The 16,788-nt window shown below is 43.5% G+C and carries 10 protein-coding genes; 7 read left to right on the top strand and 3 right to left on the bottom strand.

The window, feature by feature from the left end; translation table 11 throughout:
• The first annotated feature begins 118 nt into the window (after window positions 1-118).
• The 5 genes from BM265_RS01100 to BM265_RS01080 all read left to right on the top strand — a co-directional run bounded on the left by BM265_RS01100 (window position 119) and on the right by BM265_RS01080 (window position 8,464).
• Window positions 119-2,353 carry an EAL domain-containing protein gene (locus BM265_RS01100; protein ID WP_081358328.1) on the top strand — a complete coding sequence of 745 codons (2,235 nt, stop codon included), beginning with the start codon at window positions 119-121 and terminating at the stop codon, window positions 2,351-2,353.
• A 143-nt stretch (window positions 2,354-2,496) separates the two neighbouring features.
• Window positions 2,497-4,137, top strand: coding sequence for an ABC transporter ATP-binding protein (locus BM265_RS01095; protein ID WP_242940742.1), 1,641 nt, complete (start codon window positions 2,497-2,499; stop codon window positions 4,135-4,137).
• 169 nt (window positions 4,138-4,306) lie between these two features.
• On the top strand, window positions 4,307-4,981 hold the full coding sequence (locus tag BM265_RS01090; protein WP_074959637.1) for a response regulator transcription factor: 675 nt from the start codon (window positions 4,307-4,309) through the stop codon (window positions 4,979-4,981).
• Window positions 4,978-6,339: a sensor histidine kinase gene (locus BM265_RS01085; RefSeq protein WP_074959636.1), complete on the top strand. Its 1,362-nt coding sequence runs from the start codon at window positions 4,978-4,980 to the stop codon at window positions 6,337-6,339. Before BM265_RS01090 ends, BM265_RS01085 begins: the two co-directional genes overlap by 4 nt.
• 172 nt (window positions 6,340-6,511) lie before the next feature.
• Window positions 6,512-8,464, top strand: coding sequence for a carbohydrate-binding domain-containing protein (locus BM265_RS01080; RefSeq protein WP_074959635.1), 1,953 nt, complete (start codon window positions 6,512-6,514; stop codon window positions 8,462-8,464).
• Between the two features lie 349 nt (window positions 8,465-8,813).
• On the opposite strand, the gene BM265_RS01075 is transcribed toward BM265_RS01080, so the two are convergent.
• Window positions 8,814-10,739, bottom strand: coding sequence for a BspA family leucine-rich repeat surface protein (locus BM265_RS01075; protein ID WP_081358327.1), 1,926 nt, complete (start codon window positions 10,737-10,739; stop codon window positions 8,814-8,816).
• A 549-nt stretch (window positions 10,740-11,288) separates the two neighbouring features.
• Between BM265_RS01075 and BM265_RS01070 the strand changes: the two genes are divergently transcribed.
• Window positions 11,289-12,869 (top strand): glycosyl hydrolase 53 family protein, encoded by a 1,581-nt coding sequence (locus BM265_RS01070; protein WP_242940741.1) that lies wholly within the window; start codon window positions 11,289-11,291, stop codon window positions 12,867-12,869.
• A 361-nt stretch (window positions 12,870-13,230) separates the two neighbouring features.
• Window positions 13,231-13,782, top strand: coding sequence for a hypothetical protein (locus tag BM265_RS01065; protein ID WP_074959633.1), 552 nt, complete (start codon window positions 13,231-13,233; stop codon window positions 13,780-13,782).
• Window positions 13,783-13,942: 160 nt separating this feature from the next.
• Here BM265_RS01065 and BM265_RS01060 read toward each other — a convergent pair whose 3' ends face one another.
• Both BM265_RS01060 and BM265_RS01055 read right to left on the bottom strand, forming a co-directional pair.
• Window positions 13,943-15,763, bottom strand: coding sequence for an ammonium transporter (locus tag BM265_RS01060; protein WP_074959632.1), 1,821 nt, complete (start codon window positions 15,761-15,763; stop codon window positions 13,943-13,945).
• 415 nt (window positions 15,764-16,178) lie between these two features.
• On the bottom strand, window positions 16,179-16,778 hold the full coding sequence (locus tag BM265_RS01055) for a cytidylate kinase-like family protein (RefSeq protein WP_074959631.1): 600 nt from the start codon (window positions 16,776-16,778) through the stop codon (window positions 16,179-16,181).
• Window positions 16,779-16,788: the final 10 nt, after the last annotated feature.

Below are 16,788 nucleotides of genomic sequence, written 5' to 3'. Positions count from 1 at the left end.
TTGACATTTTATGTAATTTAATGTATAATTGTTAATAAACAATATACATCTGGCTCGTTTGTAAAAAATAGAGTGGAAATCAAAAACAGGTCTGCGGACCTTGTGTGGAGGTTTACAGATGAGAGATATTTGCAAAATACTTGGTTTTTCAAAATTATATAAAAAGTATATAATGTGCCTTATAGCCATTATCACAGTATTTACGGTAATGCTGACTTCCGTTTCGCCTTTCAGGGTCTGTGCAGATGGAAATATTCGTAAGATCACTGTAGGCGTACCTGCAGATCGATGTCCTATCTTTTACTGTGATAAGGAGACAGGCGAGGTTGTTGGGATAGGTGTGGATCTGATGCGAATTGCTTCGGAAGAAGCTGGATTTGATGCTTCTTTTAAGGTTATAGGGGAAAGCACACTTAAAGAAGCTCTTGATAATGATGAGTACGATGTCCTGCTTCCCTTCGGAAGCCCGATTTCAAGCGCTTCGGGCAGTTCCACGGTCGTTTCTGATAATCTTTTTCAGACACCATTTACGCTTGTTACCGTAAACAACAGAAAGCCGCCTCAACTGAATGAGCTTAAAGTAGGTATGCTTAGTTCACTGTCAGGCGGGGCAGACACTGTCAGTCAGCTTTACCCCGGAATAGAGATCAAATTCTTTGAAACGATGGACGAAAGTGTGAAAGCGCTCCGCCGAAAAGAAGTAGATGCTCTCCTGCATAATTCCTATGTGTGGAGCTATGTTCTTCAAAAGCCTTCATATTCTGATCTGACGGTACAGCCGTCAAATATGTTTTCAATGGATTTCCGTGCAGGCACTAAGGATACTCCCGAGGGCAGGAAACTGATCGCACAGCTCGACAAGGGCATATCAGCACTTCCCGATACTCAGCGGCAGGCTGTTATACTTGATTATACAGGCAGACGGCTGTACCAGTATGATGTTTATGACTATTTATATGAGTACGGTGTTGTTATCCTGCTGTTTTTTCTGCTCATAGCATCTTTTGTCACTATAGTTATCCTGAAAGCCAGAACATTCCGTTTTGATCAGGAAGAAAAAATGCGCCGTGTGATGGACTATGACCAGCTTACAGGCGTGCTTAGCCTGAAGAGTTTTCGCAGCAGGGTGGAAGAACTGCTTCGCAGTAACCCCGATGTTCCCTATGTTATCTCATATAATAACATACAGAATTTCAAATACATAAATGACAGTCTGGGCATGAAAGCGGGAGACGAACTGCTGTGCTTCTGGGCGAAAAAGTCAATGGAGAATATGAGCGATATTGACGCTTTCTGCCGACTGGAAGCAGATCATTTTGCCACACTTCGTCACCTTGAAGGTGATGGTCAGCTGTCTGAGGATGTTAAGAAAGTTTTTGAACCTGTAAAGAATTATTTTACAGATCAGGGACGCGAGATACATATTCGTATAAGTACAGGAATTTATGCACTGACACCTGAGGATCATAAAGATGTAAATGTGGATCAGATGATCGATTATGCGCGTGTTGCAGAGAAAAAACTTCGCGACGGGCATAAGGACGGATTTGAGTTTTATAATACCGAGCAATGGAGTCTCGGAAAACTGTTTGCTGAAGTGACGGGACGTCTTCCTGCGGCGCTTCGGTCGGGGGAGATAATGGTCTGGTATCAGCCGCAGGTTAATTACGAGACAGGCGAGATCACAGGTGCAGAAGCGCTGTGCCGCTGGAAACATACCACAAGGGGATGGATATCTCCCGGGAAATTTGTTTCCGCCCTGGAAGAAGCAGGACTTATCTATGATCTTGACTGCTTCGTATGGGAGAAAGTCTGTTGTGATCTTCAGCGCTGGAACAGGGAGGGTAAGCGCATGACAGTCTCGGTTAACCTGTCCCGCGCCGATCTGGCAAAGAATAATAATGTCCCTGACTTTTTCTTAAAACTGATCGAGAAGTATGATCTTACTCCCGATCAGCTACATATTGAGATAACCGAAACGGCATATGTGGAAAGTCCCGAACTGCTGATCTCAACCACACAAAAGCTGAGAAAGTACGGATTTAAAGTTGAGATGGATGATTTCGGCAGCGGATATTCCTCTTTGAATATGCTGAAAGAGGTTCAGGTAGACCGCATCAAGCTTGATATGTATTTCCTCACCGAAACAGGCGATACGGAAAAGAGCCGCGTCATCATCAGTCACATAATTAAAATGACAAGGGCACTTGGAATGGATATAATAGCTGAGGGTGTAGAAAAGGAGGAGCAGGCTCGTTTCATTTATGAGCTGGGCTGCTGTTCTATGCAGGGATACTATTATCACAAACCGATGCCTGCAGAGGACTTTGAGCATTTGTTGGGGATGGGGTAGTTTTTCCTCGAATTGATTTAATGGTTATGCCATATTTTCCATCTCCAAACAATAATAGAACGAAAAGTAAAATGATGAAAAATAACGCAATTTAATGGCTCTATGCCGTCCCCAAAAAGAAAAAATTTTATATACTTGCCTTAATGTCTGTGCAGGCTTTGCTCGGCGCAAGCGGTGTGCTTTATGCCCTGCTGCTGCGGAATATCGTTGACAGCGCAACAGCTCATAACAAGGCAGGATTTTGGCACTACGTCCTGCTGACCGCACTGCTTGTTCTTGCGCAGATAGGAATGCGGGCTGTCTTGCGGTGGCTGAATGAGCTTTCAAAATCAACTTTTGAAAATATCTTCAAGTCTCGGCTGATGCGGAATATCCTGCGGAAAGATTTTGCAAGCGTGAACGCTGTCCATTCGGGTGAATGGCTCAATAGGCTGACGAATGACACTGTTGTGGTCGCAAATGCTTATGTAGAAATATTGCCCGGTCTTGTAGGAATGATCGTCAAGCTGATAAGTGCCGTAGTCATGATGATAATTCTCGACTGGCGGTTTGCCTGTGTTCTTCTGCCCTGCGGATTGCTCCTTATCGGTTTTACCTACGCTTTCCGAAAGGTGCTGAAAAAGCTGCACAAGCTGGTTCAGGAACGTGACGGAAAGCTGAGAATATTTCTGCAGGAGCATATTGGCAGTATGATGATGATACGCTCTTTTGCAGTTGAAACGCAGACTGAGGACGAAGCTGTCGGTAAAATGCAGGCGCACAAATTTGCGCGGATGAAGAAAAACCGCTTTTCAAATTTCTGTAATATCGGCTTAGGTATAGCCATGAACGGAATGTACCTTTTCGGCGTATGCTACTGCGGTTATGGGATACTGCTTGGCACGATAAGCTACGGTACGCTGACTGCGATAACACAGCTTATCTCACAGATACAAGCGCCCTTTGCGAATATTACAGGCTATCTGCCGAGATTCTACGCCATGACAGCAAGTGCCGAAAGGCTTATGGAGATCGAAAACTTCTACGATGACAGTGAAAAACAAGCACTCGATATTGATACGATCAAGAAATACTATTCCGATAAACTGCGGTCATTTGGGCTGAAAAATGCAGATTTCACATATTATCCTGCGGTAGATAGTATCAAGGATCTGACAAAAGACAACCAGCCGATAGTACTGAAAAATATCAGCATTAAGATACGCAAAGGTGAATATGTAGCATTTACCGGACATAGCGGCTGTGGAAAATCAACGGTGCTGAAACTGCTCATGAGTATTTATAAATTGGATCGCGGTGATCGTTATCTGCTTGATACGGACGGTGAAAAGCCATTATCAGCTGAATGGCATAGGATGTTCGCCTATGTTCCTCAGGGCAATCAGCTGATGTCAGGAACTATCCGTGAGGTCGTTTCATTTGCTGACAAGTCTGATATGCATAATGATGAACGTATCAACAGGGCTTTGCATATCGCCTGTGCCTATGATTTTGTTTCGCTGCTTGACGATGGCATCGATACTCTGCTAGGCGAACGCGGCACAGGATTATCCGAAGGACAAATGCAGAGGATAGCAATAGCTCGTGCAATCTATTCAGACTGCCCGATACTGTTACTTGATGAAGCCACTTCCGCACTCGATGCCGAAACAGAAAAACGTTTGCTTCAAAATCTTCGGTATATGACGGATACAACTGTGGTCATTGTTACGCATCGTCCGGCGGCATTGGAAATATGCGACAGGGTGATAGATTTCGGTAATAATGTAACAGACACTAAATAAATCGTTTCCGACTCATCATCTTCAAATATGTTGTACCGTAAACTCATAAATACATCATTGAGCCTTATAAAAGGCATAAGAGCTGAATAAATCCAAACATTTGACTTTTCCAAAACTATCTGATATAATAGCGACAACACGATAGTATAATAAACTGCGGAGGTGTGATATGAAAATACTTATCGCGGAGGATGAAAGCTCGCTGAATGAGGTCATAACCAAAAAGCTGAAACAAGAAGGCTTCTGCGTTGACAGCTGCCTTGACGGTGGCGAAGCGCTTGAAAGGCTGCTTTACAACGATTACGATATGGCAGTGCTGGATATCATGATGCCTGTACTCAGCGGCACTGAGGTGCTGACGGATCTGCGCAGACAGGGTAAAAACACTCCGGTAATTTTCCTGACTGCTAAAGATACGGTGCATGACAGGGTGACAGGGCTGAACCTCGGAGCAAATGACTATATCGTCAAGCCATTTTCCTTTGACGAGCTTATCGCCCGAATCATGGCGGTTAGGCGAACCGTATCAGGGAATATCTCAAATCAGATCACACTTGGGATCCTCACCATTGATATCGACACACATATCATAACTCTGAATGGCTGTGAGATTACACTAACCGGCAAGGAATACGAACTTCTGGAATACATGATGATGAACAAGGGTCATATACTCAGCAAGGCTAAGATACTCAGCCATGTATGGGGTTATGATTACGAGGGCGGAGAAAAGATAGTTGAAGTGTATATGAACTATCTCCGCAAGAAGATAGACGCAGGCAGAGAGAAAAAGCTGATACATACTGTAAGGGGCATAGGATATGTCATGAAGGAGGAAGTATGAAATGCATCTCGCTAAAGCTGAAGCTTTCACTGTGGTTCACGCTGATACTCACTATAGTCTGTGCTGTGATACTGATATTGGTGATGCGGATATATCAGTCAACAGAGAAAAAACTGCTTCTCCAGACCCTTGATAATGCCACAGATTCAATGGTATACAAAATGAGAGGCGACTGGAAATACCGAAAGGATATGGAAACGGGAAAGCTTGATGACCACAACTTTCTCGTCGATGATGTTCAGCTGATGGTGTATAATAAAAAGGGCGACCATATCGCAGGTGTGTTCCTCTATCCCGAGCTTGATGAGATTACAGTACACGAAACTGACAAGCCTGTACGCACTGAACTTGACGGCAGGGACTATTACTACTGGGACAAAAAGACGAGAACCGTCCGCGGCAACGATATGTATGTAAGGGGTATAATAGCGGCAGAAGATGATCTTTTCGGGAGCCTGACCTCCCACATAACGATACTTATCGCCCTGCCTGTACTGCTGGCAATGGCTTTCGGCGGCGGTTACTTTATAACGGGAAGATTTCTAAAGCCCGTGAGAGATATCCGCAAAACTGCCGAGGAGATACGTTCAGGCGGGGATCTTTCCAAGCGTATCGGCACAAGCGGCAACGGCGACGAGTTAGACGAACTGGCAAATACCATCAATACAATGTTCGATAAGCTGGATAAAGATTTCGATGCACAAAAACAGTTCACATCAAATGCGTCCCACGAGCTGCGCACACCTGTTTCTGTGATACTGGCTCAGTGTGAATACGGCTTCGATCATTCAGACAGTGCCGAGGAACTTTTGCAGGTGGTTTCATCAGTGCAGGAACAGGGATACAAAATGTCAGGACTTATTAAACTTCTGCTGATGTTCACAAGGATAGACCAGGGCACAGAGCATTACCCGAAAGAGGAGACTGATCTAACCGAGCTTGTACATTCCGTCTGCGAGGATATGCGCATAATCGCGGATAAAAATATCGCCGTCACCGAGAAGCTTGACCCTGTAACAGCGTATGTGAACCGCGAAATGCTGACTCTGCTCACCGTTAATCTGATACAGAACAGTCTTAGGTACGGCAAGGAGAACGGCACGGTTAAAGTCGGATTATCCGAAAGCGGTAATATGGCTGTGCTTACCGTCGAGGACAACGGCATCGGCATATCGGCGGAAGATCTGCCGCATATCTGGGAACGCTTCTACCGCTCCGACAGATCGAGAAGCTCCAAGGGACTTGGACTTGGGCTTGCACTGGTAAAACAGATCGCAGGATTCCACGGCGGAAAAGTCGAAGTAGAAAGTACCGAAGGAATCGGAAGCCGCTTTATTGTTAAAATTATCAAACAGTAAATAAAAATTAAATATTTCGCAAAGATGCTTTTTTCTAACCTTATTTTAACCTTTACAGTCTATACTGTGGTTACGGTTTAGGAAAGAGCATTTTTTCGTGGTGTTTTGATGTACCGCAGAAAAAACTTTCAAACGGAAGAACACAATAATAACAGACAGGAGTGTATAACTTATGAAGGCAAGACTTATGATGAAAAGAGTATCGGCAGCAGTGGCTGCGGCAGCGATGGTATGCAGTACGGTATCCCTGGATGCTTTTGCATACAGTGGCTCGTATGACAATTCATTTACTTTTACCAACAGCGGTATAAGTGCTTCAAATGCGGCAGGTTCAGGCTACAAAATAAACGGAACTGCCCTGACCATAAATGAAGCAGGAACCTATGTGGTAAGCGGTCAGTGCGTTGAAGGAAGCATCACCGTAAAGAAAGGCACCACAGGTGTTGTGCTTATCCTTGATGAGCTGACACTCACCTGCTCATCCACCGCACCTGTTTCAGTAAATAAGGGTGCTGAGGCAGAGATAGTTATAAACGGCAAGAATACTCTCACCGATTCGGAAAACCCCGCAAACGAGAACTCATCTGACACGACCGTAGCAGATGCTTTTGAGGGCGCAGGCATCAAGGTCAAGAGCGGTTCTTCACTTACTCTCACAGGTACAGGAACACTCACCGTCAACGGAAGCAACTGCAAAAACGGCATAAAGGGCGCGGCTACTTCAACAGTGACTGTGGGCGAAAGCGCAAATGACAGCTTCACACTGAATGTGAATGCGGTAAACAATGCCCTGGCAGCTGACGGCGAACTTATTATCAACGGCGGTAATGTCAATGTGACATCTTCCGATGACGGAATAAAGGCTTCCCCCGATGATGAAGACACAGAATCGAAAGGAACTGTGACTATTAACGGCGGCAAGATAAGTGTAACCGCATCTGATGACGCCGTACACGCCGAAGAGGTGAACGTTTTCGGCGGAAATCTGACTATCAATGCAGGCAACGATGGATTGAAAGCCGAAAACGCACTGACTGTGGGCAAAGCAGACGGCAGCGGTCCAGAAATAGATGTAAAGAAGGCTTACGAAGGCTTTGAGGGTGCGACTATCACTCTCCGCGGCGGCAAGGGCAGCATTCTTTCCTCAGATGACGGTATGAATGCGGCTAACAGCGAGCTTAAAAACTTCACCTATGAGCTGAATATCTCAGGCGGGGAATGGTATGTAAATGCCGACGGTGACGGAGTTGATTCCAACGGAAACATGAGCATTTCAGGCGGATATACCGAGATATTCGGTGCTGCAAACAACGGCAACGGCGCACTTGACATCGGCGACTTCGGCAACTCACTGACATATACAGGCGGCACAATAGTGGCTGTGGGCATGAACGGAATGGCAGTAACACCCACATCGGGCAACTACATAGCTTTCGGCACCTCCGGCATGGGCGGCGGTTTTGGCAGACCCGGCTCACAGTCCGGTCAGAGCAGCTCATCCTACAGCATAAGCAAAGGCGCATCAATCGCAATAAAGGACAGCAGCGGAAATACCCTGTATGAGGCAACTGCTGTAAAAAGCGCAAACCACGTTGTATTCGCTTCAGAATCACTGAAGTCTGACGTGACCTACACGCTGTATGTGAATAATCAGAGTGTAGCAACAGCTACCCTTACCGCGGGCTCAGGTCAGCAGCAAGGCGGCGGTCAGCCCGGAGGACAGGGTCAGTGGCAGCCTGGTCAGGGACAGTGGAATCCCGGACAAGGTCAACAGCCCTGGCAGCCCGGACAGCAGGATAATCCTCCCGATCAGCCTACCGAACCGGAAGAACCCGAGACCGATCCAACAGCAAATTATCCTAAGGTAACTAAGATAGAATACAGCGAAAAATATCACCAGTTCAGACTGACATGGGACGCTGTTTACGGCGCTGAAAAGTACGGCGTTGCCGTATATCTGGCAGGCAAATGGAAGGTAGTAGATCAGAATATCACCACCACTACATTCACATCCCCGAAGCTGGCAGCAGGCCAGACCTACAAAATGGTAGTCTGCGCTAAAATAAACGGCAGCTGGGATATCAGCAAGATAAACAGCAGAGCGTTTACTGTAACTGTAAAGTGATGGACTGACTTAGAACATTGGATATAAAGAACTGGATGTATCACTGAACTTTTACAGAAATGATCTACACAATAAAACCGACAGTTTCATATACGAAGCTGTCGGTTTTTTTACAATAATCACGATATATTACACATTGATTTTTCTCATTCATTATGACAGTCTAAACGCTGACAAGCAAGCTCCATAATGCCTATCCGACAATAAATTGCTTGTAATTGGCAATTCCTGGATACTGACAGTGAATACGCTGCCACCAAAATATTTCCGCGGTGAGTTCCTTTGCTATGCATAAAAACAAAAGAGTCTATACGTTTTGCGTTCATCACATTATATCAGTATCAGCCTATCACTTTATTGTAACAGTCACAGCATTTTTGATAGCATTTGTGATATCCCATTCGCCATTCACTCTAGCAGCTATTGCTACTTTATAAGTCTTACCGGGTGTGAGATTCTTGGGAGAAGTGTATGTAGTACCAGTAATGTTCCGTGTCTGTATGCTCCACTTTCCTGCCAGATATACAGCTATACCATATTTGTCAGCGTCTTCGACTTTATCCCATGTGAATCTTACCTGGTGATATTTTTCGCTGTATGTTACCTTGATATTTGTAGGGTAGGTAGGCTTATATTGTTTGTAGGTGTTCTTACCGCTGTTTTCGATAACTGCATATTCTCCGTCTCCACTGATTACAGTTGTAGGTTCATTGGCGTTTACCCAGCCTTTGTTGTTAATAAGCTCTGCTTCTTCGGTGATTTTTCTGAAATTCTCACCAAGGGCAAGGGAACTTAGTTTACTAGAAAAACTAAACATACAACTCATATATTTAACATTGCTTGTATCAAAGCTACTCAAATCAAGTTTGGTCAACATAGGACAGTTATAAAACATTTGACTCATTTCTGTTACCTTACTTGTATCAAACCTGCTTACATCTAGTAAAGTTAGGTTTTTACAGTGTGCAAACATGCTAAGCATATCGGTAACATTACCTGTATCAAATCCACTCAGATCAAGCGCGGTTAGACTAGAACAGAAGGCGAACATATAACGCATATTAGTAACATTGCTTGTGTCAAATCCTCTTAAATCCAGTAAGGACAATCTTGAACAGCCATTAAACATAAACTGCATAGTTGTAACATTTGATGTATCAAATGAACTTATATCAAGTGCTATAAGGCTGGCACAACCACCGAATAGGTTTTCCATATTTGTTATCTTGCTGGTATCAAAACCACTTAGATCCAGTGAGGTCAGGCTGGAACAGCTATTGAACATACAATTCATGTTCTCAACCTTGCTTGTATCGAATCCGCTAACGTCAAGTGTTGTCAAGTCATAACAGAAACGAAACATCCATTCCATGTTTGTAGTATTGCTAGTATCAAAGCCGCTTAAGTCAAGTGATTTCAGCTTCTCACATTCATAGAACATACAATACATCGATGTTACATTATTCGTTTTGAAATTGCTTACATCAAGTTCTGTCAGACAGTAGCAGTTAGAAAACATACTATTCATATCTGTAACACAACTTGTATCAAATCCACTTAAGTCTATAGCAGCTAGATTCGAACAATTCATAAACATGCAACTCATATTTGTAACATTTTTTGTATCAAATCCACTTAAGTCCAGCGCTGAAAGTTCGGAACAGCCACAGAACATTAGTTTCATGCTTGTGACTTTGCTTGTATCAAATCCGCTCACATCAAGCTTGGTCAGGCTGGAACAGTTAAAGAACATTTCAGTCATATCTCTGACATAACTTGTATCAAATGAACTTACATCAAGATTTTTAAGTTTATTACAACCGTAAAACATAGAAGCCATACTAACAACATTGTTTGTATTGATTTCTCCAATACTAATAGTTTCCAAATTGATGCAGCCGTCAAACATATTACTCATATCAGTTACATTGCTTGTATCCATATATAAAAAGCTAATATAAGTACAATTATAGTATCCATTAAAAAGATTATGGCAATTTTCAGGAAGGTCCGTTCCCTGTTCCGCTCTAATAGATTTAACCTTTTTTTTATATTTAAACGATCGTATAACATCACCACTTACTTTACCTTTCAGCGTCAATTCACCCTTTGTTTCATCAAAAGAATAACAACTGCCCTCGATAACACCACTCGGCGCTGTAGATCCATCTAACTGCGCTGTTATGGCGTGTCCAATCACTGGTGTACCATAGCTGACAACACCCGCAGTCATACAAAACGCCATCACTACTGCTAAAACTTTTTTCATCTTCATTTTAATGACCTCCTGAATTATCAATTTGAAAATTGCAATATATATCAATATTTCCCAGAATATGATAGCACAGATAATTATCAATGTCAATTATTTCGATACATTTTCTTAATCATTCGTTGCATATTTATAATAGATAATCATATTAATGTATAATTTGACAGAGCATTTATTCGATTATCATGGGATTGTTTCAAAACATTGCTCTAATATAAATTCAACTTCATTTCGTCATGTTTGTATATTATATAAATATTAAGAGTTCGATAACCAAAGACTATAAATACACCAAATTTCATTGTGAAACATATGCGTATTTTTATCATAATCAATATAGTATATTGTCATGGTTTGCCATCCAAATCAAACACATCCCCTCACAATACTGGCACAACCTAACAAAATAACAGTAATATTATTTTATAATTTGCCCCAGATTCTACGCGTTCATCAAATTAAGTTGACAAGTGATCGGAAAGTTGATATAATATAACTGCAAAAATGGTAATTATATCGAATAATATTATAGGGAGGACATATAAGACTGTTATGAAAACAAAAATATTTCAGCGAGCAGTAAAGGTTTGCGCAGGTTTGACTGCATCTGTTATGATGCTGACATCATCTGCATTTATAATCCCAACATCTGCTGCCACTTATAACAAAAGTGTCACATTCAATTCTTTCCCCGCATCTGTAAATGGCGGCGAACCGATACGTGGTGTTGACATTTCATCCATTCTCTCAATTGAGCAGGCCGGTGTCGTTTTCCATGACGACAACGGTAAGGAAGAAGACATTTTCCGTGTGCTCTACGATCATGATGTAAACTACATACGTGTACGTGTATGGAATGAGCCCAATGACGGAAAAGGTCACAGCTACGGCGGCGGAAACAACGACGTGAATGCTGCCTGCGAGATCGGCAGACGTGCTGCTAAATACGGCATCAAGCTGTTGGTGGATATTCAGTATTCCGATTTCTGGGCGGATCCTTCCAAGCAGACACGCCCGAAATACTGGGCACCTCACGATCAGTATACTCTTTCGGGAGAGATATACAAATGGACGACCTGGATGCTGAAAGCTATCACAGAAGCCGGTGGAGATATAGGCATGGTGCAGGTCGGAAACGAGACCGAGTGCTTCTTCTGCGGTGAAAAAGATATGTATAAGATCTGCGAACTCTTCGCAAGCGGTGAAAAAGCAGTTCGTGACTTCGACAGAAATATCCTTATCGCCCATCATTTTGCGAATCCTTCCCATGTGGATTACTTCAACTGGTACGCAAAAGTCATGAACGAATGCCATCTTGATTATGATGTATTTGCAACTTCCTACTATCCATACTGGCACGGCTCGCTGAGTAACCTCACAAACGTGCTGAAGACCATCGGCGATACTTACGGCAAGTATGTCATGGTTGCTGAAACGGCATATCCCTATACTTCCGACAATGGCGATTCATTCGGCAATACTATCTCTGCATGGTCAAGCGGTGTAGATCTGAACTATGATATTTCCGTTCAGGGACAGACACAGGCTGTTACCGATGTATTTCAGGCTATCGCTAACTGCGGCAATAAGGGCATAGGTGCATTCTACTGGGAACCTGCATGGCTTGGTGTCAGCGGTACTTCCTCGCAGCAGAGTGAAAAATGGGATAAGTACGGCTGCGGATGGGCATCATCTTACGCCTCCGAGTACGATCACGATGTAACCTCAGCAGGCGGATCATCTTTTGATAATCAGGCATTGTTTGATTTCAATGGCTACCCTCTCGAATCCCTGGATGTATTCACTCGCATTTACCCCAAAAAAGATAAGCCTTACGTCGAGAAAGACCCCGATATCACATATCCCACAAACATCAATGTTTCATACAACCAGCAATATCACCAGGTAAGATTTACATGGGATAAGGTCGAAGGTGCTGACAGATACGGTATAGCTATATATCTTGCAGGCAAGTGGAGAATACAGACACAGAATATCACAGGCAATATTTACACTTCTCCCAAGAACCTTACCCCCGGATTATCCTACAAAGTTGCTATCGCAGCAAGAGTAAACGGCAAATGGGATACCATAAACGCCATCAAAAATGCTGTGTATGTTACTATAAAGTGACAGGCAAGTAATACTCCAAAAACAATTACATAAAAATAAATGCTCCCCTTTTGTAAAGCAATTTGCAAAAGGGGATTTTATTGTCTTTTGGAAAGCATATATGATCCAAGGCAGAATTTAAAATTAGGCTATTATTCCAAGTTTGAACAGAGTGTGATCAAACAACGTTTACCTATCCTATCTGTCTGCTAAAGATCATTTAGTTTGATCATCCGTATACGCTCGTCTGATATCTCCTCAAAATGCCAAAACCGTTTTTAGTAATTGACTTACACTATATTTCATGCTATAATTGTCAAAACGTATCCTAAAGCAGATATACTATTATAATATATAAAGCAAAAAAGTCAGGTGATAGAAAATGAATACAAAGATATTAAGCACGCCATTCGGTCATATCGAAGTCATAAAAAACGGTACAGCAGTTGAGTTTGAGGTAATACAGGGGGCGGATAGTTTTGACTATTATCCGCTCAATGACGTAGCAAGACTTTATCCATCGGGATTATATACTATTATTATACCGATAGAAAACTCTACTGTCGGCGACACATACTTCATCAGTTATTCAACAGGCGAACTCAGATCCGATGGCGGCGGTGAAAACACAAAGAACGCTATATGCGAAAATGACGGATATGTATTCGGGTTCGGGTGGGCTGATACAGAAGACATTGAAGAAGGCTACAAGTTTTGGTATCCCGAGTTATATGCTGACAGAACAAGGATACTTCCCTATTCCGAAAACGGTATCATCGGAAGCGGTATAGAGTTTGAGATAGTACCCGATGCAAAATATGAAGATCTTGATGAACGTATCGTTCAACAATCGAAAGAGATAAGGATAATTGCTGCATGGGCAGAATCAAATTTACCATATGCATGGGATATGATATCTTTTATCACCTGCTGAAAAATCAGTATAAAAAAATGACGATTACCAAAACGATGACCGTCATTTTTTTGTTTGTAGTTAACAACATTAGAAATTGCACTTTGAGAACGAGTGAAAGTCCGATATATGCTTTTGCGAAGTTCGCAAAGAAGCAATTTCAATGTTGTTAACTATATCATCAGGTTGCAGGAGCTTCGTCATCAAAGTTCTGAAGAGCATCGTAGCCCTGTTCGCCTGTACGAACCTTAACTACGTTCTCTATCGGGTAAACGAACAGCTTGCCGTCGCCGTAGTTACCAGTGTACAGTGCGGAACGCGCTGCATCGATAACTGTGTTTACAGGTACTGCACATACAACTATCTCAGCCTTTACCTTAGGCAGCAGGTTCATTTCTATGCTTGTACCTCTGTAGTAGTGACGCTGACCGTTCTGCATACCGCAGCCCAGTACGTGGGTGATGGTGATACCTGTTACATCTATGGATTCCATAGCCTGGATGAAATCCTGTAATTTCTGTTCCTTGAATACTACAACGATCTTTGTCATCTTGGGCTGACCTTTTGGTGAAGGAGCAACGTAGCTCTCAACTTCAACTGCCTTTTCAACAGATACAGGAACGATAGGGGGAACATCTCTGCCGACTTTCTTAACGCTCTTTGCATCGTCCTTGGTGTAGCCGTATACAGAAGCTTCGTTCATGGAAGGTGCAAAGTCTGCATAAGAGGATACCAGACCATGCTCTGTGATATCCAGACCAATGATCTCTTCCTGCTCGGAGGCTCTGAGACCGATGGTGTGCTTGATGATAAGGAATGTTATTGTTATGGAAACTGCTGACCATGCTGCAACACTTACAAATCCCAGGAGCTGAAGACCAAGCTGCTCAAATCCGCCGCCGTAGAACAGACCCTCAGCCTTGATGCCGCCGCACTCTATCTGGATAGCGTATCCGGGAGCGCTCTCTGTTGCGAAAAGACCAACTGCGATAGTACCCCAGATACCGTTCATCATGTGAACTGCAACCGCACCAACTGGGTCATCGATGTGGAGCTTGTAATCAAGGAACCATACGCCGAAGCATACCAGGAAGCCGGAAACGATGCCGACCATTATTGAACCGAAGCAGTCCATAACGTCGCAGCCTGCAGTGATACCAACCAGACCTGCAAGAGAAGCGTTCAGACACATTGAAACATCAGGCTTACCATACTTCAGCCAAGTGAAGACCATTACTGTTACAGTTGCGATAGCAGGAGCAACTGTTGTTGTCAGGAAGATGGAATCAAGCTGACCAACGCTGGAAGCAGCTGCGGGGTTGAAACCGTACCAGCCGAACCAGAGGATGAATACACCCAGAGCACCGATTATCAGGTTGTGACCGGGGATAGCGTTTACCTTGATCTCGCCGTCCTTTGTCTTGGTGAACTTACCGATACGGGGTCCGACGATCTTAGCGCCGATCAGTGCACAGATACCGCCGACCATGTGGATCGCACATGAACCTGAAAGATCGTGGAAGCCCATCTGAGCCAGCCAGCCGCCGCCCCAGATCCAGTGAGCTTCTATCGGGTAGATCAGAGCACTGATGATACCCGAATAGATGCAGTAAGAGAGGAACTTTGTACGTTCTGCCATAGCGCCCGAAACGATGGTCGCTGTTGTTGCGCAGAACACAAGGTTGAATACGAACTGATCCCATGCAAAGCTGTCATAGCTTGTGAAAATATCAAAACCGGGCTTACCGATAAGACCTGCGGCATCTTCGCCCAGCAGAAGTCCGAAACCGATAGCGATGAATGCAACTGTACCGATACAGAAGTCCATCAGGTTCTTCATGATAATATTACCTGCGTTTTTCGCTCTTGTGAAGCCTGTTTCCACCATTGCAAACCCGGCCTGCATAAAGAACACCAGCGCAACCGCTATCATGAACCACACACCGAAGACTGTCTTATCGGTGCTTTCGCTTACTTGCCGTAAAACTTCGTTTACGTCCATTACTATTACCTCCAAAACGCAAATGGGGTACAGGAAACTTATTGCTTCCCTGTACCCCATTGCACAGATTATTATAAACAAAAGGACTGCAAAGTGTTTTACTTTGCAGCCCCGTTGCTGTTTATGTGCCTAAGTATACACCATGATCTGCGATTTGTCAAGTGGGTCAAAGCAGTTTTGTAAAAACGAACATTTTTTATGCACACTTTAATATTTCACAATGTGAAAATCGATGAATTTACATTAATTCCCTGAAAATTACATTTTGCACAACCGTCGATTTCATATTTAAGCAATATTTTACAAGCTCACAAAATGATAAAATCAAAGAGCCATACTCTCACAGATGGAGAATATGGCTCTTATGGTCAGTAATATTTCAGACGTATATGCCTGTTCAGCCCGAAAAAATATCTTATTTCAGCGCTTCAGAACGGGCGTTGATATAGTCTGCCAGCATATCGACAGTCTTATCGATGCCAAGCTTTGTGCTGTTTACGGAAAGGTCGTAAAGTCTGGAATCGCCCCACTTACCTGTTACATGGTAGTTGTGGTAGCGTTTACGCTTCTTGTCCTTTTTAGCGATGAACTTCTCCGCATCTTCGCGGCTGAGCTCATAAACCTGCATTACACGCTCGATCTTTGCATCCATATCGCCCAGTATGAACAGCGATACCAGTCCGGGGTACTTTTTCAGCTTTGTCTCCGAACATCTTCCCACTACCACGAAAGACTCACCGCTTGCAGCTTTTTCATCAATGATGTTGAACTGCATCTCAGCGATATTGTCCTCGATGGAATTGCTATATCCGTTTACTCTTCTCGAAAGAAGCTTCATCTTGGGGACTTCATTGTACTTTTCTACCTGTTCAACTGTCATGCCCATTTTCTCAGCTATCTCGGTTATGAGATGTCTGTCATACAGAGGCAGACCGAACCTCTCTGCCAGTTTCTGAGCAATAACGCGCCCGCCGCTTCCGAATTCACGGCCGATCGAAATAATGATCTGAGACATAGATTGACCT

The organism is Hominimerdicola alba (genome assembly GCF_900112155.1).
Classification (GTDB): domain Bacteria; phylum Bacillota; class Clostridia; order Oscillospirales; family Ruminococcaceae; genus Hominimerdicola; species Hominimerdicola alba_D.
Note: the sequence above shows the minus strand (reverse complement) of the source record. Positions and strands in the feature narration are given on the sequence as shown.

What these genes read in the sequence shown, in the direction of transcription:
- BM265_RS01090 (WP_074959637.1), top strand. Translation starts at nt 4,307, where the DNA reads ATGAAAATACTTATCGCGGAGGATGAAAGCTCGCTGAATGAGGTCATA.
- BM265_RS01095 (WP_242940742.1), top strand. Translation starts at nt 2,497, where the DNA reads ATGTCTGTGCAGGCTTTGCTCGGCGCAAGCGGTGTGCTTTATGCCCTG.
- BM265_RS01085 (WP_074959636.1), top strand. Translation starts at nt 4,978, where the DNA reads ATGAAATGCATCTCGCTAAAGCTGAAGCTTTCACTGTGGTTCACGCTG.
- BM265_RS01070 (WP_242940741.1), top strand. Translation starts at nt 11,289, where the DNA reads ATGAAAACAAAAATATTTCAGCGAGCAGTAAAGGTTTGCGCAGGTTTG.
- BM265_RS01065 (WP_074959633.1), top strand. Translation starts at nt 13,231, where the DNA reads ATGAATACAAAGATATTAAGCACGCCATTCGGTCATATCGAAGTCATA.
- BM265_RS01075 (WP_081358327.1), bottom strand. Translation starts at nt 10,739, where the DNA reads ATGAAGATGAAAAAAGTTTTAGCAGTAGTGATGGCGTTTTGTATGACT.
- BM265_RS01100 (WP_081358328.1), top strand. Translation starts at nt 119, where the DNA reads ATGAGAGATATTTGCAAAATACTTGGTTTTTCAAAATTATATAAAAAG.
- BM265_RS01080 (WP_074959635.1), top strand. Translation starts at nt 6,512, where the DNA reads ATGAAGGCAAGACTTATGATGAAAAGAGTATCGGCAGCAGTGGCTGCG.
- BM265_RS01060 (WP_074959632.1), bottom strand. Translation starts at nt 15,763, where the DNA reads ATGGACGTAAACGAAGTTTTACGGCAAGTAAGCGAAAGCACCGATAAG.
- BM265_RS01055 (WP_074959631.1), bottom strand. Translation starts at nt 16,778, where the DNA reads ATGTCTCAGATCATTATTTCGATCGGCCGTGAATTCGGAAGCGGCGGG.